Source organism: Gilliamella sp. B3817, from assembly GCF_026536705.1.
In the GTDB taxonomy this organism is placed as follows: Bacteria; Pseudomonadota; Gammaproteobacteria; order Enterobacterales; family Orbaceae; genus Gilliamella; species Gilliamella apicola_I.
In genome coordinates, this window is the sequence record NZ_JAFNNV010000001.1 from 110,566 (window position 1) to 131,516 (window position 20,951).

18 protein-coding genes and 1 tRNA gene are annotated in these 20,951 nt (G+C 36.4%); 6 read left to right on the forward strand and 13 right to left on the reverse strand.

What is annotated here, in order from left to right; genetic code table 11:
- Positions 1-30: 30 nt before the first annotated feature.
- From J3U36_RS00455 to J3U36_RS00480, 6 genes are all read right to left on the reverse strand, one after another.
- Positions 31-107: transfer RNA gene (locus tag J3U36_RS00455), tRNA-Met, on the reverse strand.
- Positions 108-343: 236 nt separating this feature from the next.
- Positions 344-1,150: a tryptophan synthase subunit alpha gene (trpA, locus tag J3U36_RS00460; RefSeq protein WP_267350520.1), complete on the reverse strand. Its 807-nt coding sequence runs from the start codon at positions 1,148-1,150 to the stop codon at positions 344-346.
- Complete coding sequence (gene trpB / locus J3U36_RS00465) at positions 1,147-2,340, reverse strand: tryptophan synthase subunit beta (RefSeq protein ID WP_267379270.1); 1,194 nt, start codon at positions 2,338-2,340, stop codon at positions 1,147-1,149. Before trpB ends, trpA begins: the two co-directional genes overlap by 4 nt.
- 22 nt (positions 2,341-2,362) lie before the next feature.
- Positions 2,363-3,745: a bifunctional indole-3-glycerol-phosphate synthase TrpC/phosphoribosylanthranilate isomerase TrpF gene (trpCF, locus tag J3U36_RS00470; protein ID WP_324101110.1), complete on the reverse strand. Its 1,383-nt coding sequence runs from the start codon at positions 3,743-3,745 to the stop codon at positions 2,363-2,365.
- Between the two features lie 13 nt (positions 3,746-3,758).
- On the reverse strand, positions 3,759-5,390 hold the full coding sequence (gene trpD / locus J3U36_RS00475; protein ID WP_267379267.1) for a bifunctional anthranilate synthase glutamate amidotransferase component TrpG/anthranilate phosphoribosyltransferase TrpD: 1,632 nt from the start codon (positions 5,388-5,390) through the stop codon (positions 3,759-3,761).
- Positions 5,390-6,952, reverse strand: coding sequence for an anthranilate synthase component 1 (locus J3U36_RS00480; protein ID WP_267379266.1), 1,563 nt, complete (start codon positions 6,950-6,952; stop codon positions 5,390-5,392). Before J3U36_RS00480 ends, trpD begins: the two co-directional genes overlap by 1 nt.
- 361 nt (positions 6,953-7,313) lie before the next feature.
- Between J3U36_RS00480 and J3U36_RS00485 the strand changes: the two genes are divergently transcribed.
- Together J3U36_RS00485 and J3U36_RS00490 are read left to right on the forward strand one after the other, a co-directional pair.
- Positions 7,314-8,231, forward strand: a complete 918-nt coding sequence (locus tag J3U36_RS00485; RefSeq protein ID WP_267379263.1) for an SPFH domain-containing protein — start codon at positions 7,314-7,316, stop codon at positions 8,229-8,231.
- 96 nt (positions 8,232-8,327) lie between these two features.
- Positions 8,328-8,789 (forward strand): NfeD family protein, encoded by a 462-nt coding sequence (locus J3U36_RS00490; RefSeq protein ID WP_267379260.1) that lies wholly within the window; start codon positions 8,328-8,330, stop codon positions 8,787-8,789.
- Between the two features lie 505 nt (positions 8,790-9,294).
- Here the strand turns inward: J3U36_RS00490 and J3U36_RS00495 are convergent.
- The 6 genes from J3U36_RS00495 to dapD all read right to left on the reverse strand — a co-directional run bounded on the left by J3U36_RS00495 (position 9,295) and on the right by dapD (position 18,131).
- Positions 9,295-11,445 (reverse strand): carbon starvation CstA family protein, encoded by a 2,151-nt coding sequence (locus J3U36_RS00495; RefSeq protein ID WP_411589998.1) that lies wholly within the window; start codon positions 11,443-11,445, stop codon positions 9,295-9,297.
- A 292-nt stretch (positions 11,446-11,737) separates the two neighbouring features.
- Positions 11,738-12,457 (reverse strand): two-component system response regulator BtsR, encoded by a 720-nt coding sequence (btsR, locus tag J3U36_RS00500; RefSeq protein WP_267361044.1) that lies wholly within the window; start codon positions 12,455-12,457, stop codon positions 11,738-11,740.
- Positions 12,457-14,151: a sensor histidine kinase gene (locus tag J3U36_RS00505; RefSeq protein ID WP_267379257.1), complete on the reverse strand. Its 1,695-nt coding sequence runs from the start codon at positions 14,149-14,151 to the stop codon at positions 12,457-12,459. The genes btsR and J3U36_RS00505 overlap by 1 nt, the downstream gene beginning before the upstream one ends.
- Positions 14,152-14,205: 54 nt before the next feature.
- Positions 14,206-16,458 carry a beta-glucosidase BglX gene (gene bglX / locus J3U36_RS00510; RefSeq protein ID WP_416379830.1) on the reverse strand — a complete coding sequence of 751 codons (2,253 nt, stop codon included), beginning with the start codon at positions 16,456-16,458 and terminating at the stop codon, positions 14,206-14,208.
- A gap of 254 nt (positions 16,459-16,712) precedes the next feature.
- Entirely contained in the window at positions 16,713-17,204 is a 492-nt protein-coding gene (locus J3U36_RS00515; protein WP_267350533.1) for a YajQ family cyclic di-GMP-binding protein, read from the reverse strand.
- Positions 17,205-17,306: 102 nt separating this feature from the next.
- Positions 17,307-18,131 carry a 2,3,4,5-tetrahydropyridine-2,6-dicarboxylate N-succinyltransferase gene (dapD, locus tag J3U36_RS00520; protein WP_267350535.1) on the reverse strand — a complete coding sequence of 275 codons (825 nt, stop codon included), beginning with the start codon at positions 18,129-18,131 and terminating at the stop codon, positions 17,307-17,309.
- Positions 18,132-18,350: 219 nt separating this feature from the next.
- Here dapD and J3U36_RS00525 point away from each other — a divergent pair, with 219 nt between their 5' ends.
- From J3U36_RS00525 to J3U36_RS00540, 4 genes are read left to right on the forward strand one after another with little or no spacing between them, the layout of a single operon-like run.
- Positions 18,351-18,830, forward strand: coding sequence for a prepilin-type N-terminal cleavage/methylation domain-containing protein (locus tag J3U36_RS00525; protein ID WP_267379250.1), 480 nt, complete (start codon positions 18,351-18,353; stop codon positions 18,828-18,830).
- Positions 18,824-19,384, forward strand: a complete 561-nt coding sequence (locus J3U36_RS00530) for a prepilin peptidase-dependent protein (protein WP_267379248.1) — start codon at positions 18,824-18,826, stop codon at positions 19,382-19,384. Before J3U36_RS00525 ends, J3U36_RS00530 begins: the two co-directional genes overlap by 7 nt.
- Complete coding sequence (locus tag J3U36_RS00535; protein ID WP_267350541.1) at positions 19,371-19,802, forward strand: DUF2509 family protein; 432 nt, start codon at positions 19,371-19,373, stop codon at positions 19,800-19,802. The genes J3U36_RS00530 and J3U36_RS00535 overlap by 14 nt, the downstream gene beginning before the upstream one ends.
- On the forward strand, positions 19,789-20,115 hold the full coding sequence (locus J3U36_RS00540; protein ID WP_267379245.1) for a type IV pilus modification PilV family protein: 327 nt from the start codon (positions 19,789-19,791) through the stop codon (positions 20,113-20,115). The genes J3U36_RS00535 and J3U36_RS00540 overlap by 14 nt, the downstream gene beginning before the upstream one ends.
- Positions 20,116-20,118: 3 nt before the next feature.
- Here J3U36_RS00540 and J3U36_RS00545 read toward each other — a convergent pair whose 3' ends face one another.
- On the reverse strand, positions 20,119-20,874 hold the full coding sequence (locus tag J3U36_RS00545) for an alpha/beta fold hydrolase (RefSeq protein WP_267379242.1): 756 nt from the start codon (positions 20,872-20,874) through the stop codon (positions 20,119-20,121).
- Positions 20,875-20,951: the final 77 nt, after the last annotated feature.

Consider the following 20,951-nt stretch of genomic DNA (forward strand, 5'->3'; position numbering starts at 1 on the left):
AGGATAAATGGTTATGGATGAAAAGTTAAGTGGTTGCGGGGGCTGGATTTGAACCAACGACCTTCGGGTTATGAGCCCGACGAGCTACCAAGCTGCTCCACCCCGCGATAGATGGTTGATGAGTATACTATATTTTGAAAAAAATGCAACTGAAAATCACGCTTTTTTAACAGTTTTACTTGAAGTTATTGAAATATTTCAGATAGTCATTTTGTCTTATTTTTTTAATTACTCACATTAAATTACATTATAATATTTTCTAATGAAATCATAAGGATTTCCGCTGATTTTTCAGCGGAAAAACGTGTTTTTGTGATTAATATTAAATAACGATTTTTGGAGGCTATTTTATAGTTGCATTTTTCATTTTATTGACAAAAATAGCTAATTCATGCAACATTTTTTGAGGGTTATCCAAATGTTGCTCAATAATTTTGACTGTCGCAGAACCAGCAATTGCTCCCGCTGCTCCCGATTTAATTGCTTCACTTACTTGGTTAGGATCAGATATACCAAATCCTTGAATAGCAGGAGGTGCATTAAATTCAATGAGTTTTTTCAATAAATGGGTAAGGGGTTTATTGGCACGATTTTCAGTTCCTGTAACACCAGCGCGAGACACCAAATAAGTATACCCTTTACCATATTTAGCAATATTTTTAATCACTTCATCATCGGCATTAGGTGGACAAATAAATATAGGGGCAATACCATTTTTTTCAGCTGAGCCTATAAACTCTTGCGCATACTCAACAGGTAAATCTGCAATCAATACTGAATCTATCCCTGCTTTAGCGCACTTGGCATAGAAGTTATCAATACCATTTTTGAACACTAAGTTAGCATAGATGAGTAATCCAATAGGAATATGAGTATTATCATGTCGAATTTTGGTTAAAATTTCAAAGCATTTATCAACGGTGATACCACCTTGAAATGCTCGTATATTAGCGTTTTGAATGGTGGGTCCATCCGCCATAGGATCTGAAAATGGAATACCAAGTTCCAACGCATCAGCACCCGCATCAATTAATGTTTGAATTATTTGTAATGAGAGCTTTGGATTGGGATCACCAACGGGAACAAAAGGAACAAATGCACCTCGTTTTTCTTGCTTTAACTTATCAAATAGTTTTTGATAGCGGCTCATTCAACTTCTCCTTTTGCTTTTAAAATATCATAAACAGTAAAGATATCTTTATCCCCACGACCAGATAAATTGACAATTAATAACTGTTCTTTGTTTGGATTTTCTTTGATCATCTTAATAGCGTACGCTAAGGCATGCGATGACTCTAATGCGGGGATTATGCCTTCACTACGTGATAGAGCTTTAAAGGCCGCTAATGCTTCGTCATCAGTAATCGATACATAATCAGCCCGTCCAATACTGTCTAAATATGCATGTTGAGGCCCTACCGACGGAAAATCCAAACCCGCAGATATCGAGTAAGATTCTTCAATTTGTCCTTCATCGGTTTGCATCATTGGCGATTTCATCCCAAAATAAATGCCTAGTTTACCATGTTTTAATGATGCGCCATGCTCGCCACTATCAATACCATGACCTCCCGGTTCAACACCAATTAATCTGACCGATTTATCTTCAATAAAATTGGCAAACATTCCAATAGCGTTTGACCCCCCTCCAACACAAGCAATGACAGCATCAGGCAAGCGACCTTCTTTTTCTAAAATTTGCTGTTTTGCTTCACGGCTGATCATTTGTTGAAACTCTCGGACAATGGTCGGAAACGGATGCGGTCCGGCAGCTGTGCCTAACATATAATGTGCTTTTTCATAACTACCTGACCAGTCTCGTAATGCTTCGTTACAAGCATCTTTCAATGTTGCAGAACCTGTTTCAACAGGAATGACTGTTGCGCCCATTAAACGCATTCTAAAAACATTGGGTGCTTGGCGCTTAACATCTTTTGCCCCCATATAAATGCGGCATTTTAGACCTAATAGTGCGCACGCTAAAGCCGACGCAACGCCATGTTGCCCTGCACCGGTTTCGGCGATTATTTCCGTTTTTCCCATTCTTTTGGCTAGTAAAGCTTGCCCTAATACTTGATTTGTTTTGTGTGCCCCACCATGCACAAGATCTTCTCGTTTTAAATAGAGTTTGGTTTTCGTACCCGCCGTTAAATTTTTACATAATGTGAGTGCTGTAGGTCGACCTGCATAGTTAACTAACAAATTGTTAAACTCTTTTTGGAAGCTGGGATCGTTGATCGCAGAGATAAAAGCATCCTCAAGTTGTTCAAGTACAGGCATCAATATTTGAGGGACATATTGCCCGCCAAATTCACCAAAATAAGGATTTAATTTAGACATAACCATTCCTTTTTAAAATTAATTAAATTTGTTCAAATACGGCTTTAATTTTCTGTTTATCTTTAATACCAGCAGACATTTCCACACCGGAATTAATATCAACGCCAATAACTTTAGTGGCTAATGCAGATTTGACATTTTGTGGATTTATACCACCCGCTAAAATCACATTATTTAAATCCAGTCCATTTAGTAATGACCAATCAAAACGTTGTCCTGTTCCCCCTGCTCCATGATCAAAGATATAGCGACTAATTAGCGGATGATGATGTTCTGGGATGACATCGCTAATACTTAGCGCTTTCCAGATTTGACAGGATTGAGGCAGCTGTTGATGTAAGGTTTGTAGATACTCTTCGTTTTCATCGCCATGCAATTGAACGGCATAAAGTGATATTTGTTTTGCAATTTGACTTACTTTTTCGATGTCTTCATTTTTAAAAACACCGACCCAATTAAGTGGAGCCACTGACATAAGCGAACGCGCTTTAATGGGTGAAATATAGCGTGGTGATTGGGGGACAAAAATTAATCCACCATAAACAGCGCCAGCTTGATAAGCCGCAATAGCATCTTCTGTTCGCGTCAAACCACATACTTTATTTTCACCTAGCATAACTTTTCGAATCGCTATCGCTAAGTTAGATTCCGACATTAATGCACTTCCAATTAAAAAACCATTAGCAAATTGACTGAGTTCTTTCACCTGATTATGGGTGTATATACCTGATTCACTGATAATGATGCGATCCGTCGGAATTGTTTTAGACAAATTCTTGACCCGATTTAAATCGACACTTAAATCACGTAAATTACGATTATTTATACCGATGACTTTAGCACCAAGTTCAATGGCTCGTTCGACTTCTTTTTCAGTACTCGCTTCAGTTAGTACACCCATATTAAGTTGATGAGCAATCTGACTTAAATGACGATATTCATCATCGGTAACAACAGATAGCATTAATAAAATAGCATCTGCTTGATAATAACGCGCTAAATAGATTTGGTATTCGTCAATAATAAAATCTTTACATAGAACGGGTTGTGTCACTTCGTTGCGAACAATTGGCAAAAATTCAAAACGACCTTGAAAGTATTTTTCATCAGTCAGTACAGAAATAGCCGAAGCATAATCTTTATAGACTTTAGCAATACTCGCTGGATCAAAATCGTTACGAATTAAGCCTTTTGAAGGCGACGCTTTTTTACACTCTAAAATAAACACCGTTTTAGGCTGATTTAAGGCTTGATAAAAATCACGATCACTTGGTTTAATTTCTGATTGAAATGTGTCTAGTGGTTTTTGTTTTTTTTGTTCGATTAGCCATTGCTTTTTATCATCAATGATCTGTTTTAAAACAGTCGCCATTTCAACATTTTCGGTTAATGTATTTACAACCATGTTACTCTCCATTTTACCTTGCTGCTAATTGTTGTAACAGCGTATAGGCTTTGCCACTATGCATCATATCAATTGCTTGCTGCGCATTTTGTTTTAAATCTGACTGACCAAACAGGCTCATTAACATGGCGACATTAGCAGCAATGGCTGCTTCATGCGCCGGTTTACCATGCCCTTGTAAAATGGCAATTAACATATCACGATTCATTTCTGGTGTGCCGCCTTCAATGTCTTTTAAGGTATACTGTTTTAGCCCAAAATCTTGTGGCATCAAAGTAAAATAGCGAATTTCGCCATTTCGAACTTCAGCCACTTGGGTTTCACCATGAATAGCAACTTCATCCATTCCAGAGCCATGAACGACATAAGCATGAGTATAACCGAGCATTTTTAGCGTTTCAGCAATTGGTTTGATTAAATCGGGATGATAAACTCCTAATAAAATACGTTTTGGTCTGGACGGATTTATCAACGGCCCAAGCACATTGAAAATAGTCCTTGTTTTTAATTGCTGACGTACGGGCGCAGCATGACGAAAGCCTGAATGATATTGTTGAGCAAATAAAAAACAGACCCCCAATTCATCTAATGCTTTACGAGATGCTTCCGCAGGCATATTTAACTTTATCCCTAAAGCGGATAATACATCGGACGATCCCGATTTACTTGATACACCACGATTACCATGCTTAGCCACTTTATAGCCTAATGCTGCTGCAACAAAAGCGCTTGCTGTGGAGATATTAATACTATTGGTGCCATCGCCACCGGTTCCCACAATATCGGTAAAGTCATAATCGGGAATATCAAAACTATCCGCATTTTCCAGCAAGGCTTGAGCAGCGCCAGCAATTTCATCAGGTTTTTCACCCCTTACTTTCATGCTAATCACCGCAGTTGCTAAAACGGTTGGTTCAATTTTGCCTTGAATAATAAGATTAAATAGAATTTTACTCTCATTTTGGGTTAATGTTTGTCCTAAATACAATTTATTAATAATAGGTTGAATGTTGTATTCTTGTTTATCAATAATGGCCTCAGGTTTCGATTGTGACTCTGATTGTGGTGGATTGAGTGCCCACTCAATCGTTTGTTCTAACAATTTTACACCTTGAATCGTTAAAATTGATTCGGGGTGAAATTGAAAGCCATAAACCCGATCATGATCATTGCGCACCGCCATTACAATATTATTACAAAGTGCATTAATGGTGAGTGTATTTGGAATATTTTCGCCTTTTAATGAATGGTATCGAGCAACAGGTAGTGGGTTGGGTAACCCTTTAAACATAGCTTGTTCATCGTGTTCAATAAGCGATGCTTTACCATGTAATATATCACCTGCTGGTACAATACTTCCCCCATAGGACTCGACAATTGCTTGATGACCAAGACAGATACCAATTATTGGCAATTTTCCTTTCAGACGCTTAAGTAGTTCTGGCATGCATCCTGCTTCGCTTGGCGTACCGGGACCTGGTGATAGCATTAAAATAGGATTTTGCATTTGAGATAATTTTTCAATAATGACGTCGGCTGGAATCGTATTACGATAAACAGTGACACAATGTTTGCTATTACGCAGTTGATCGACTAAGTTATAAGTAAAGGAATCAACATTATCAATAAATAAAATATTAGCCATTAAAATACACCTTCTACATGATGTGCTGCCATAATCGCACGAACAACGGCACGAGCTTTATTACGTGACTCATCAGACTCAAATTGTGGTTCTGAATCTAACACTACCCCCCCACCTGCTTGAACGGTTGCAATTCCTGCTTCCACGTAGGCACTACGAATGACTATGCAAGTATCCAAATCGCCATTGGCGGTAAAATATCCAACCGCTCCACCGTAACTACCTCGTTTAATTTTTTCCGATTCAGCAATTAATTGCATGGCTCGAACTTTCGGCGCTCCCGTTAACGTTCCCATATTCATTGTTGCTTGATAAGCATGTAAGGCATCCAAATCATGTCTTAATTGTCCCACCACTCTTGATACCAAATGCATAACAAAAGAGTAACGATCAACTTTTAATAATTCTTTAGTATAGCGAGTACCGGGTTGACATATACGCGCTAAATCATTACGGGCTAAGTCAACTAACATTAAATGTTCTGCTAACTCTTTCTTATCGGTACGCATATCAAGTTCTAATCGACTGTCTAAATCATAATCAATTTCACCATTCGCCGTTAATCCTCGAGGGCGAGTACCAGCAATCGGGTAGATTTCAACTTGATTTGTCGCTTTAGTATATTTAAGCGCGCTTTCAGGTGATGCCCCAAACAAGACAAAATCACGATCTTGCATATAAAACATATATGGACTTGGATTGTTATTTTTTAGCACTTGATAAGCCGATAATGGGGCTGGACAAGGTAACGTAAAACGTCTGGAAGGCACTGCCTGAAAAATTTCGCCTTGTTGGATAGCATCTTGCATTTTTTTTACAACCGTGTTGAAATCGTCATCACTTTTATTACACGTAACATCAATGCTTGCCAGTGATTGAGTTTGAATTGGTTTCATCGGCTTGCTTAATCTCACATCTAATTCAGCTAAACGATGAGTTAAGCGAGATATTTCAATCTGATCTGACGTAAAAGCGGTAGCCTTCAAAATTGATACATGATCTTGATGATTAATTTCTAATAGAGTTTCCGCTAAATAGAAACAAAAATCTTGGCAACGTTGTTCTGTTGGTAAAATAGGTAAGTTTTCAAATCCTGCCACCAAGTCATAACAAAATAACCCACCAACAAATATGACATCCGAGCTACTTTGTTCAGGGATATTTACTATTTTAAGTAAAGTTCTTAACGCATCGAAAATCGATAGCGACTTTAAACGAGAATCCTCATCTTGCAGGCTATCAATCGTTGGAAAACTCAAGGTTAATTTTTGGGAATGATCGAATATTTTAATGACCTTTTCGTCAAAAGCATGGTGCAATAAAGGTAACAACTTTTCACCATTAGTGGTCAAGGCTTCAAAAGTCACTTGCGTGTTTATTGCCGAGATACGTAATGCACTATCAACAATCATGACACTTTTAATACCTTGCTTATTATCAATTTCAGCCGATTCGAGCAATAACGTTGCAGGACGATTTTCACATAATTGGTTAAATACTAACGTCGGATCTTGATGATAACAAATAGTTTTAGTTAGCTGGGTTAAAGTTGGCTTATTCATTGTCGACTCACTATTATCAAATTTTTATTAAATTTTTTTATCATTAATTCACAACTAAAAAACCCGCTTTAAGCGGGTTTATGAAAAAAACAGATAATCACATCACCCGAAATAGCTAATGTGCCACCGACCAAAGCCTATGAATGAATAAATAACTAGGTATAAGTACTGTAATGTCATCATCATTATCTGTTTAATATATTTTGTACTATTAAACTAGTTCATTAGTGTGTTGTCAACAATTAAATTTAAGTAAAGTATCGATAATCGTTTTAATATAAATAAGTTAATAATAACTAGTCAAATTAGAAATTTATCATTAAAATAGCCACGAATTCTAATTACTAAGGAAATGTTGTCTATGCCTACTTTTTACATCGTTATTGGCGTTATCGTTATACTTGCTTTAATTACTGTATTAAAAGCCATTACTATTGTTCCGCAAGGTTTTCAATATACTATAGAGCGCTTTGGTAAATATACCCATACTCTTGAACCCGGATTAAATATCATTATTCCATTTATGGATGGTGTGGGACGAAAAATTAATATGATGGAACAAGTGCTTGATATTCCATCACAAGAAGTAATTTCAAAAGATAATGCGAATGTGCAAATTGATGCGGTTTGTTTTATCCAAGTACAAGATGCAGCAAGAGCCGCTTATCAAGTTAATCAATTAGAGCGTGCTGTGATTAACTTAATGATGACCAATATACGTACTGTACTGGGTAGTATGGAACTGGATGAAATGTTATCACAACGTGATCATATTAACTCAAAATTATTGGGTATTGTCGATGATGCAACTAGCCCTTGGGGTATTAAAATTACCCGTATTGAAATTCGTGACGTTCGTCCACCTGCTGAATTAATTGCAGCCATGAATGCTCAAATGAAAGCAGAACGTAATAAGCGTGCTGAAATTCTTGAAGCAGAAGGGGTGCGTCAAGCGGCTATTTTACGTTCTGAAGGTGAAAAACAATCTGAAATTTTGAAAGCTGAAGGGGAAAGAGAAGCCGCATTCTTACAAGCTGAAGCGCGTGAACGTGCCGCTGAAGCTGAAGCAAAAGCGACACAAATGGTATCCCAAGCAATTGCTGCCGGGAATATTAATGCGATTAACTACTTCGTTGCCCAAAAATATACCGAAGCATTACAACAAATCGGTTCATCAGATAACAGTAAAGTTATTATGATGCCACTTGATGCCTCTAATTTAATCGGCAGTATTGGTGGTATTGCAGAATTAATTAAAGAATCAAAAATTAATTCATAATAATTTTTCGATAATTATGCCTCTAATTTAGCGAATTTACACAGTGCTAAAGCAGAGGCATTATTTTAATTTTTATAAAATGAAAGGTAAAAAATAATGGCTGATTTTTTTACAGTTATTTATAACTCTCCTCAATGGATTTTCATTGCCTTAGGCGTTATTTTTCTGATTGCCGAATTATTGGGTATAGGTGGATATGCACTTTGGTGTGGAATTTCAGCCATTTGTGTGGGAATAATAGCTTGGGTAATTCCATTATCTTGGCCAACTTTATGGTTCTTATTCTCAATTTTTACGGTCGTTTCTGTTTATCTCTGGTATGTCTGGCTTAAAAACAAAGGAAAACATCGTTCAAGTAAAAACCAAATTAATCAACCTCAACAAGACTTAATTGGTATTAAAACCGTTGTCACTGATGCAATTATTAATGGTACTGGTCGAGTTAAAATTAAAGATGGCACATGGTCAGCTAGATGTAATCAAGATTTACCAGTAGGTCAATCCGTTATTGTTACTTCTGTCGATGGAATAATTTTAAGTGTTGAACCTATCATTTAAAATGTTTTCATATCATATTTGAAAAACAAATATCAGAAAAATGACATTGAGAAGATGATTGAAATTTGTAAAGAAAATAAGATTTACATATGGAAAGATGATACCCAAAATGCACCAAAATTTATGCAATCTTTATTGTGTAACAAAGCAGTATCATTGATTCGATACTATTAATCTTAACATTCATTTATCCTATTAGCCAATAATCATTATTGGCTAATTTTTTTAGTTAATAAACCGCAAATATTTGTCATAACAGTGACGATAAATTGTTCACCTTCCTTTGACTTATCGATGCGATATGCTATCACACTGGTAATGACATATAGAGAGTTATGCCGACAACGCTAATTTTTTTAATTTAACAAACCTTATAATATTGGAAGCATTTTTTTCATGACAAACATAGAAAAGCCCAACAATGTCACATTGTTGAGCTTTAACTAAAATAATTGGAGTTTACTATCGAGAGGTAATATCACTATGACATCTCGCTCCAGACCACTTAATGTGACATAGAAGTTTTAACACCACCTTCTGGTATAGGAACATAAGCGGTTTCTTTATCTGTTCTTTGTTTATTGTTGCGAACTTTAAGCGCGGTTTTAATACCAAAGAAGATAATCGTGTATACCACAAGTAAGAATAAAATACTTAATCCTGCGTTGGTATAATTGTTGATAATAATATGATGCATATTATCAATTTGTTGAGCAGTTAACTCTTTACTACCCTCAGCAATTTGACGTTTATATTCATTAGCTAAATAGAAGAAGCCTTCTAATTGAGGATTATCACTGAATAATTTTAGACCTAATGCCCATGTTGTACAGATTAACAACCAAATTGCTGGAATGATCGTGACCCAAATGTATTGCGCACGTTTCATTTTAATCAATACGACTGTTGCTAAAATCAGCGCGACAGCAGCTAACATTTGATTAGATATACCGAATAGTGGCCATAAACTCTTCACACCACCTAATGGGTCAACAACGCCTTGATAGAGGAGATATCCCCATAATCCTACACACCCCAGCGTACCAATAAAGCCGGCGATAAGTGAGTCTGTTTTTTTCAAGAACGGTACAAAATTACCTAATAAATCTTGTAACATAAATCGACCTGAACGTGTTCCTGCATCAAGCGCCGTTAAAATAAATAGGGCTTCAAACAAAATACCGAAATGATACCAAAAGCCCATATTCGCTCCTGGTAATATTTGGTTGAATACATAAGCAATACCTACCGCTAGCGTTGGTGCACCACCTGCACGATTCAAGACGGACGGTTCACCTATATCTTTGGCGGTTTGTAGGATTTGTTCAGGAGAGATCACAAAGCCCCATGAACTCACTGTCGCAGCAGCATGAACGGTGACATCTTTTAATTGCGCCATTATCATTGGTGCATCATCAGTCCCCAATTTATGCAAATCAGGCATTGTAATCCCTAATCCTGCTGGCGGAGTATTCATCGCAAAATAGAGACCAGGCTCAATAATTGAAGCTGCTACTAACGCCATTATGGCGACAAATGACTCCATTAACATTGCACCATATCCGATAAAGCGTGCGTCTTTTTCGTTAGCTAATAATTTAGGCGTGGTACCAGAAGAAATAAGCGCATGGAATCCAGAAACCGCACCACAAGCTATCGTAATAAATAAGAATGGAAATAATGATCCCTTCCAAACAGGGCCAGTCCCATCAACATATTGTGTTACATCTGGCATTTTTAAATCAGGATTTAATATGACTATTCCTATTGCTAAACCAACAATGACGCCAATTTTCAGAAATGTCGCTAAATAATCACGTGGTGCCAATATTAACCATACAGGTAACATCGCAGAGATAAAGGCATAACCGACTAGCACATAAGTGATCGTTGTGTCTTTAAATGTTAACGCTGGCCCCCAGTAAGGATCGTGAGCAATAACGCCCCCAAACCAAATGGATAATATAAGTAAAACGATACCAATGACTGAGATTTCAAGAACTCGACCGGGTCTTAAAAATCGCATATAGATACCCATAAACAGCGCAATGGGTACGGTTGAACACACCGTGAAAACACCCCAAGGACTTTCTGCTAATGCTTTCACAACAATTAACGCTAAAACCGCTAAAATGATAAGCATAATCAAAAAGCAACCAAATAAGGCGATAGCACCTGGAATTGGCCCCATCTCGCTTTTAATCATTTCACCCAGTGAAGAACCATTACGGCGAGATGAAAGGAAAAGCACCATAAAATCTTGTACGGCGCCAGCAAAAACAACACCAGCAAGTAGCCAAAGTGTACCGGGCAAATAACCAACTTGTGCAGCAAGAACGGGACCAACTAGTGGACCTGCACCAGCTATAGCAGCAAAATGGTGACCAAATAAAACATATTTATTGGTTGGAACATAATTTAGTCCGTCGTTATTAATGACAGCAGGCGTTGCTCGAGTAGGATCTAATCGCATAACCTTATTAGCGATATAAAGGCTATAATATCGATAAGCAACTAAATATACAGATACAGCAGCAGCAACAATCCATAATGCACTGATGTGTTCACCTCGCCGTAATGCAACAACTGCTAGACAGCATGCACCAACAAAAGCAAGAATGACCCAAGGAATATGCTTTAATATTTTATTATTCATAATGATTCTCTTTTTGGGTTTTAAGATTATAAAAACGATACTTAACACCATTAAAATGCTATTTGGCTTGGTGTTTGGATAAATAAAAAACAATTTTTTTACTATCTTCCACTATTCCTTACCTATTTTATGGTTTTGAGTATACCTTTGTGACTTATATATCAAGCTTATAGTAAATTTTTGTTGATAAGAATGGTATCGCTATTTAAGCCATAGGTTGAATGGCAACAATGAGTGGTTAAAATCAGTCAATGAGCGGTTTAATAAAATTTACATAAATCGATAATTGAAATCATAATCCTAACATTTCTTTGAGTGATTTTAGATATCGACGACTAACAGGGACTGAAATATCGTTATTTAAAATAATACTTACGCCCGTTGATTCATTAAAGCGAATCTCTTTAAGTTTTTTTAAATTAACTAAGTATTGTCTGTGACATCGAATAAGAGGGGTTTTATCTTCTAATGTCTTTAAAGTTAACTCAGTAAAATATTCATCATTGTTTTGATTAAATACATAGATACCACTTATTTTGGAAGCGATATAAAAAACATCATCTAAATTTAATAAATATATACGGTTATGACCAACACAAGGGATATAATCTAAATTTTGATTAACCATATCTAAATGCTTTACATTATTAGGTAATTGATGTTGGTGTAAACGGCATAGTGTTTTATTGAGACGGTCTTGTTCTACCGGTTTAAGTAAATAATCAAAGGCTTGTTCTTCAAAAGCTTTAACGGCAAATTCACTGTATGCAGTTAAAAAGACAATGCTAGGCATCGTCTGGGGATCAAGCATCGATAACATTTCAAACCCATTTATTTTGGGCATATGTATATCTAAAAATACCACATCAGGTTGTAGGCGGTGTATTTTACTGATTGCTTCCATTGCATTATGACACTCAGCAATAATAGCAACATCGGGATCTTTTTCGAGCAAACAACGTAAATTTTCACGTGCAGGGAGTTCATCATCCACAATAATAACATTTAACATTAACTAATTACATCCTCTTGCAATGGTAGTGATAATATCACTTTCGTATATTCGTCAGGTTGACAGAAAATCGCTAAACCATATCTTTCACCATAACGAATATGAATTCTTTTATCGACTAAATTTAGTCCTAATCCTTTCATATCTTTTTTATTTTCTCGATAATTACCCGCATTATCGATGACTTCTAAATACAATGTTAAATCTTTTGTATAAGCATTTATACTCACTTTTCCTTCACCAATCAATTGGGAAGTACCATGTTTTATGGCATTTTCAACGATTGGTTGCAATGAAAATGCAGGAAGACGAGCATTTTCTAAATCTGCTGGGATATGAATATCAAGCGTGAGTTGATCCATAAAACGCATTTTTTCAATTTGTAAATAAGAATTAACATGCTCTATTTCATCTTTGAGCGTAACTATTTCGTCCGTTCTTTTTAGATTTTTTCGAAAAAAAGTTGATAGATTTTGCACCAGCTCAGATGCTTGCACTTTATCACGCCGAATAACCGCGACTAGCGTATTTAAGGCATTAAATAAGAAATGTGGATTAACTTGAGCGTGTAATAACTTAATTTCGGTTTTAGACAATAATTGTTTGTAATGCTCATTTTGACCCGCTAATATTTGTGCCGATAATAAACTGGCTATCCCTTCCCCTAATGTTCGATTGATTGAACTAAATAAAGTATTTTTTGCCTCATATAATTTGATCGTACCAACAACAGTATTATTTTCACCTCGCAGTGGAATTACCAGCGTTGATCCAAGACGGCAATTTTTATTAATTGAACATTGATACGGTAAATGTGCGCCATCCAGATATTGTACTTCATTTTTTTCAATAGCTTCTAAAGTACTATTTGACGTGATCAGTGTACCCGGTAAATGGTGATCATCTCCAATTCCAATAAAAGCCAAGATTTTTTCTCTGTCTGTAATGGAAACCGCACCAATATCCAACTCTTGATAAATAATTTCTGCCACTTTTGTACTATTTTCTTGATTGAAACCATCACGTAACAGCCCTTCAGTGCTCACTGCAATTTGTAATGCTTTTGCCGAAAAAGCCGAGGTATAGCGTTCGAAAATAGCTCGTCGATCCAATAAAATTCGCATAAACATCGCTGAACCAATACTATTGGCAATAATCATGGGCGCTGCAATACTTTTTACCGCATGTAAAACAGTATCAAAAGGGCGTGAAATTAATAATACTAAAATCATTTCAAGCGATTCGACCAATAAACCCAGCACGCCGACTAACAAAGGATTATAGATAAGATCAACCCGACCTTTTTTCATTAACGCGTAATGCAATAATCCACTGATTAGCCCAATTAATATAGTCGATAACATACAACTTTCAGCCGTTATTCCCCCCAATGTATAGCGGTGAATTCCCCCTGTCAAACCGACTAAAAAACCAACCATAGGACCACCAAGAAGACCACCTAAGATCGCCCCGATAGCACGGGTATTTGCAATAGTATCTTCAATGTGAAGTCCAAAATAGCTCCCCATAATACAAAACAGTGAGAAGATAAAATAGCAAACTAATTTATGCGGTAAATGCACTGTGACTTGCATGAGCGGAATAACAATTGGGGTTTTACTTAGTAAATAGGCAATAACTAAATAAACACACATCTGTTGTAAAAGTTGTAGAATTAGATCGAATTCAAGCATAATTTAAATCTATTAAGCCTATCCCACTAACGAAGGTTAATGGGATAAAAAAGTTTAGTTATTCAATAAAGTAAAAGTTTGTTTGTTTTGTGTAGTTGAATCCGAGCCAATAAACACATTAAATTTACCTGGCTCTGCCACATATTGCATTTTGTCATTCCAAAATTTTAACATTTCAGGCTTAATAATAAAGTGCACTTCTCCTTTTTCATGTGCTTTCAATGTAATGCTCTCAAAGCCTTTTAGTTCTTTAACGGGTCTACTTACCGAAGCAGTCACATCTTGTAAGTAAAGTTGAACGGTTTGAGTACCTTCCCTGTTTCCTGTATTTTCAACTATTGCTGTCACAATAATTTGACCATTTTGTTGCATTTCTGTCGCTGAAAGAGAAAAAGTGATGTTGAAATCAGTATAACTTAGTCCATAGCCAAAAGGGAACAAAGGTTCATTAGGACTGTCCAAATAAGATGTCGTGTATTTCCCCATATTCTCCGTTCCGTGTGGGCGACCTGTGTTTAAATGGCTGTAATAGACAGGTATCTGTCCAACATTACGTGGAAATGACATAGGTAATTTTCCAGACGGATTATAATCGCCAAACAATACATCAGCAATGGCATTACCGCCTTCTGTACCTAAAAACCATGTTTCAAGCATCGCATCGGCTTGTTGATATTCATCGACTAATGTTAACGGGCGACCATTCATTAAAGCAATAACAAGGGGTTTACCGGTTGCTTTAAGTGCTCGAAGTAATCTTTTTTGACTTTCAGGAAGGGAAATATCTGTTCGACTTGACGACTCATGTGCCATTCCTTGCGCTTCACCAACGAAAGCGACAACAACATCTGCATTTTTCGCTAATTCGACCGCTTCACTAATCATCTTTTCAACAGGTCTGTCATCAAATTTTGCCGTAACTTCGTAAAGATTTAAGAATTTAAATAGTGCGGGATCATCCGAAAGATTAGCACCCAATGCATAACTGACATTTTTGGGGTTGTTTATTGCGTGATTAATGCCTTCCAAGGGAGTCACGGCTAAATTAGCTCGACCTGCACCCGACCAACTCCCTAATATATCGCGTTTGGAGTCTGCTAGTGGACCAATAACCGCAATTTTTTGATCTTTAGATAAAGGTAAAACCTTATTATCATTTTTTAATAACACAATACTGCGTCGTGCCACTTCTCTGGCTTCTTTTCGATGTAATCGATTATCAGCAAACATCGTTTCAATGTCTAAGTTTGGATCTAAATTACGATGAGGGTGACGAAACAATCCCATATCATATTTAAGCGACAACACGTGTCGACATGCATTGTTAATATCATCTTCACTCAATGCCCCTTCTTTGACCAGTTGGGGGATAAATTGAAGGAAATATTCATCATTCATACTAACATCAATACCGGCTTTAATTGCAATGCGAACAGCATCTTTGGCATCACTGGCAACACCATGATTAATCAGTTCCCGAATTGCACCATGATCGCTAATGACTACGCCATTAAAATGCCATTGATGACGTAGCACATCGGTCAAAAGCCAATGATTTGCGGTAGCCGGAACACCATTTACCGTAACCAGCGATACCATAATAGCTTGGCTTCCTGCATCTATTGCCGCTTTGTAGGGAACCAGATATTCTTGAAACATTTTTCGTTCACTCATATCGGTACTATTGTATTCTCGCCCACCTTCAACCGCACCATAAAGCGCAAAGTGTTTAACGGTTGTCACCAACGAATTTTTTTCCGCCAAAGACGGCTTTTGCATTTGTTCAACAAAAATCCGCCCAGCTTCTGAAGTAAGATAAGGATCTTCACCAAAACCTTCAGAAACTCTACCCCATCGTGGGTCTCGGGTAATATCAACCATGGGAGCCCAAGTAATATTAAGTCCATCAGAAGTAGCTTCATCAGCGGAAACTTGTGCGACAAGAGCCATTGCTTGGCGATCCCAAGTAGAGGCAATACCTAAATTGATTGGAAACACAGTGCGATGACCATGCACAATGTCAAATCCTAATAATAACGGGATCTTGTTAGGTGATTTTAAAGCACGATCTTGCATTCGTGACAAGTCAGGCTCGACAACAGTATTAAATATCCCCCCAATTTCGCCAGCTTCAATTTGATCTAAGACTTTATCGAGTGTGAGTTCTCCGCCCACACTGATTAAACGCAATTGTCCAACCTTCTGTTCAATGGTCATTTTTGATAATAGCGCATCAATAAAGGCTTTTTTATCCTCGCTATTTTCATTTTGCGCAAGAATAGAAGAAGAGAAGAAGAGAAGAGACACATGAATAACAATAAGATTAATTTTTTCATCATTAGGTTCGCTGTCACTGTCGTTGTGAGGATTAAAATAAGAATAGAATAGCTGAATCGCTAAAAAAAATCTCAATCTTTACTAAATTTGTGAAAATCAACTTTATGATAGTATGGTGAAATTTTTTAGTAATAATAAGAAAAAATGAGGATTATGCTAAAATGAAGACCGGATATTCAATAAGCAAACTTGCCGACAACATTATCGGCAAATTTAAGCGTTGTTTAGTCTCGAAAATTGGTAAATTGAAAAGGTTGTCCTAATTCACCATTCTTGACTAAAGCCATTGTCGCTTGTAAATCATCACGAGACTTACCAGTTACACGAACTTGATCACCTTGAACTTGAGCTTGAACTTTAATTTTACTATCTTTAATTAATTTCACTATTTTTTTAGCTAACTCTTTATCAATACCTTGCTTCAGTTTGACAGTGATACTGTAAAGTTTACCGCTATGCTCCAATTCTTCAGGAATGTCTAAAGCACCGCCATCAATACCACGTTTAGCCAATTTATCTCGTAAGATATCAAGAAGTTGCTGAACTTGAAACTCAGATTGACTGGTGGCTTTAATTGTCTCGTTTTTTTCGTTCAATTCAAACGAAGCTTCAACATTTTTAAAATCCCAGCGCGTGGTCAATTCACGTGACGCGTTCTCGACGCCATTTTTCACTTCTGGCATTTGGATTTCTGATACGATATCGAAAGAAGGCATAAACTCTCCTCTTCAAAAGATTAAAAATATAAATAGAATTCTAAGAAAAATACAAAGATATATGCCACTTAGTTAGTGGCATTTTTAAGTGTGATTAAAAAATTAATCGATAGTGCGAAGTAACTCATTGATACCCACTTTTCCTAAAGTTTTGGCATCCACTTTCTTAACAATAACGGCACAATAAAGGCTATATTTACCATCTTTAGTTGGTAAGTTACCGGAAACAACAACAGAACCTGCAGGCACACGACCATAATGAACTTCACCGGTTGCACGATCATAAATTTTGGTACTTTGCCCAATAAATACGCCCATTGAAATAACCGAACCTTCTTCAACTACCACGCCTTCTACAATTTCACTACGGGCACCGATAAAGCAGTTATCTTCAATAATCGTTGGATTTGCTTGTAATGGCTCTAAGACTCCACCAATACCTACACCACCAGACAAATGAACATTTTTACCAATTTGGGCACATGAACCAACTGTAACCCATGTATCAACCATTGTTCCTTCATCAACATAAGCACCAATATTAACATAAGATGGCATTAATACGGTGTTACGAGCGACATAAGCCCCTTTACGCGCAATGGCAGACGGAACAACACGAAAACCCTCTTGCGCAAATCTAGCTTCATCATAGTCAGCAAATTTTAACGGCACTTTATCGTAATAATTAGTTGGACCAGCATTGATCAACTGATTTTCGTTAATACGAAACGAGAGCAATACAGCTTTTTTCAACCATTGATGGGTGACCCACTCACCATTAATTTTTTCAGCGACACGCATTTTTCCGCTATCTAATAGATGAATACATTGATTAATTGCATCACGTGTAACAGCATCTGCATTTGATGGTGTGATTTCCGCACGACGTTCAAATGCGGCGTCAATAATAGTTTGTAATTGTTGCATCTCTTGTTTCCTTTAACTTTTAAGTCCGTTGGCAAATTTAATCAGGATTGACAGTATAATATAATATCCGGCACTTTTTAAGCGGTTTGTCATATCATCTTAATACTGTTTAATAAAAAGGACATTAATTTGTGAAATGTGTTCCAATTTTGACAATAAAAAATCGTTATTTGAATGTCATTATTTACTATCATCATATCGCTAATTTAACCAATATGTATGATGCAAAATTCAGGATTTTCTTTATTAGAGTTGATCGTTGTTGTGGGCATTTGTGCCATATTTGCTTCCATTGGTGTAACACAATGGAAAACGTTACAACTTAAAGAAGAATTACTTACCACCACTAAACAATTAACGCATTTTTTTAACGAAGTGCAAATTAACGCATACACTTATAATCATACTTATCATTTCTATCTTTTTTCCTCGCCTTGGTGTTTAGTTGCCAGTAAAGGCGATAAACCCAATTCCTGTATGGAGAGTGAATTACGATATATTAAACCCAACAATTCGGTGGAAATAAGCGGTTTAACCAATAAAAAAATCATTTCCTTTTGGGGACGAAGAAACATGGCACAAACAGCTTCTTTAAAACTTCATAATCAGATAGGCGAAACAAAAATTTTAATCTCATTTCGAGGAAGGGTTCGCTTTTGTTATGAGCAAGGTTATCTATCCGGTATGCCTCCATGTTAAAACAATCAGGATTTTCGCTATTTGAAGTATTAATCTGTTTAATGATAGCAAGTTTAATTTTGATTGGCACAAGTCAATGTTATCAACAACTCCAAATGCGGCTAAGTGATGATTATTTAAAATCACATTTACAACAAACGGTTCATCAAGCACTGGCTGGCTTATCTAAAGATATTAAGCGTGCTGGGTTTACGCATCATATTTCTACAAAAATAAAATTTAAACCCATTGAAATTAATGATCGACAAGATTGTATCGTTATTCGTTATGACAGTGGATTAGGTGATAATGGGAGTCGCAAATCTTTATATTCTACTTATTTTGATGTCTTTACTTTTCGCTATCACCAAAATAATCTTGAATACAAACACGCAGCCACTAAATGTGATGGTTTGAATTGGCAACGCCTGTTTGATCCAAATGATGTGAACGTCACTCAATTTAGTATCAAGCAACGCAGTCAGACAATTGAAATAAAGTTAACTGCTGAATTAAAAAAACATGCTCATATTCAGTATCACCTTACCAAGATAATCAAAAATGAAAACAGGTAATCGTTTTGTTAATCAATCGGGATTTAGTGCTATTGTTATGGTGATTATTTTAATGATAATAGGCTTATCTTTATTGTTCGGATTTCATATTTTAGTTGCATCATGGCAAAAAATTGCCATGACAGAAAGACGATACTATCAACAATTTAATACCGCCAGTTCATCATTAAGTTGGGCAATAACGCAACGTTGGCAGCGCCCTAAACCCCATTGGCAATGCCAACATGAGCTAAATTTACAATTAAAAGTTTGTATTAAACAATCGAACTTGAGTCACGATAATGCCATTTTAGTACGAGGAGAAGCTAATGGGTTTTTTCTTTATACTTTAGCGCATTTAGACAATGGCAAACTCATCGTTCATAAAGGACAGTGGCTTGATTATTGCCCAGAGAAAAGAAGTCATGATTGTGAATAAACATGCTGGCGGTTTTAGTTTGATTGAAGTATTGATCGCCTCACTACTATTTTCAATCATTCTTCTTAGTTTTATGCAGATGGAAAAAGCCTTACTTCATCAGCGCCATTACATTACCAACAAACTACATGTTGATCAGGTTATCTTCCAATTACTCGATAGCTATCCTGATATTGCCCAACATATTATTCCAACACATTGGACATACCTCTTACAAAATAAAACGTATAATAATCAATGTACACTGGTAATCATAACCATTACTATACCTAATTATGATAAAAGTGAGCAACAACGATTATTTTGCCAATAATAATTAAATCTTATTTTCGATAAACTCATGCAATGCCGTTAACACTTGAGCCGTTTTTTCAGCATGAACATTGTGACCTGCCCCTTCAATAGTTACAATTTTAGCCTGTGGAAATTGCGAAAACAGTGTATCCAAATATTGATCAGCTATGTATGTTGAATTCCCACCACGAATAAATAAAATGGGTTTCATACTGGGCGCGCCTGCTTGCCAATCACTTAAATCAAAATAATTTTTAACAATAATTTTTGCATTAAATAGCCAGTGATCTTTTTTAAATGATTTTAATAAAAAATAGATAGTCGCTGAATTCACACCTTGTTGCTCCATAATATGCATAATCTGTTTTTTATCAGTAATATGCTGTGAACAACACTTTTCTAATGATTGAATAACATCAAAATTAGGTGACTGTAAATATTTTACGGGTGCAATATCCATGACGACAACTTTCTGTATAATTTCAGGCACAATTCGAATTAATTGCATTGCTACTTTTCCACCCATTGAATGGCCGACAATTATAAGATTTTTCAATTGTAATTCTTGACAAAGCTCAGCAACATCATTAGCCATAGCGTCATAATTCATTTCATCTGACCACGGCGAAAGTCCGTGATTACGCAGATCGACCTGAATAGTTTGATAATGCGGAGCAAAATCTTTTGCTAGCATATTCAAATTATCCAAGCTACCAAACATACCATGCAAAAATAAAATAGGCTGTCCTTCGCCCTGAATTTTATAATTTAGTTTCATATTTCCACTCTAATATTTATGTTTAAAATTTATTCCAATAGTTGATAATAATTTAGTGATTAATTCTGTAACAATAT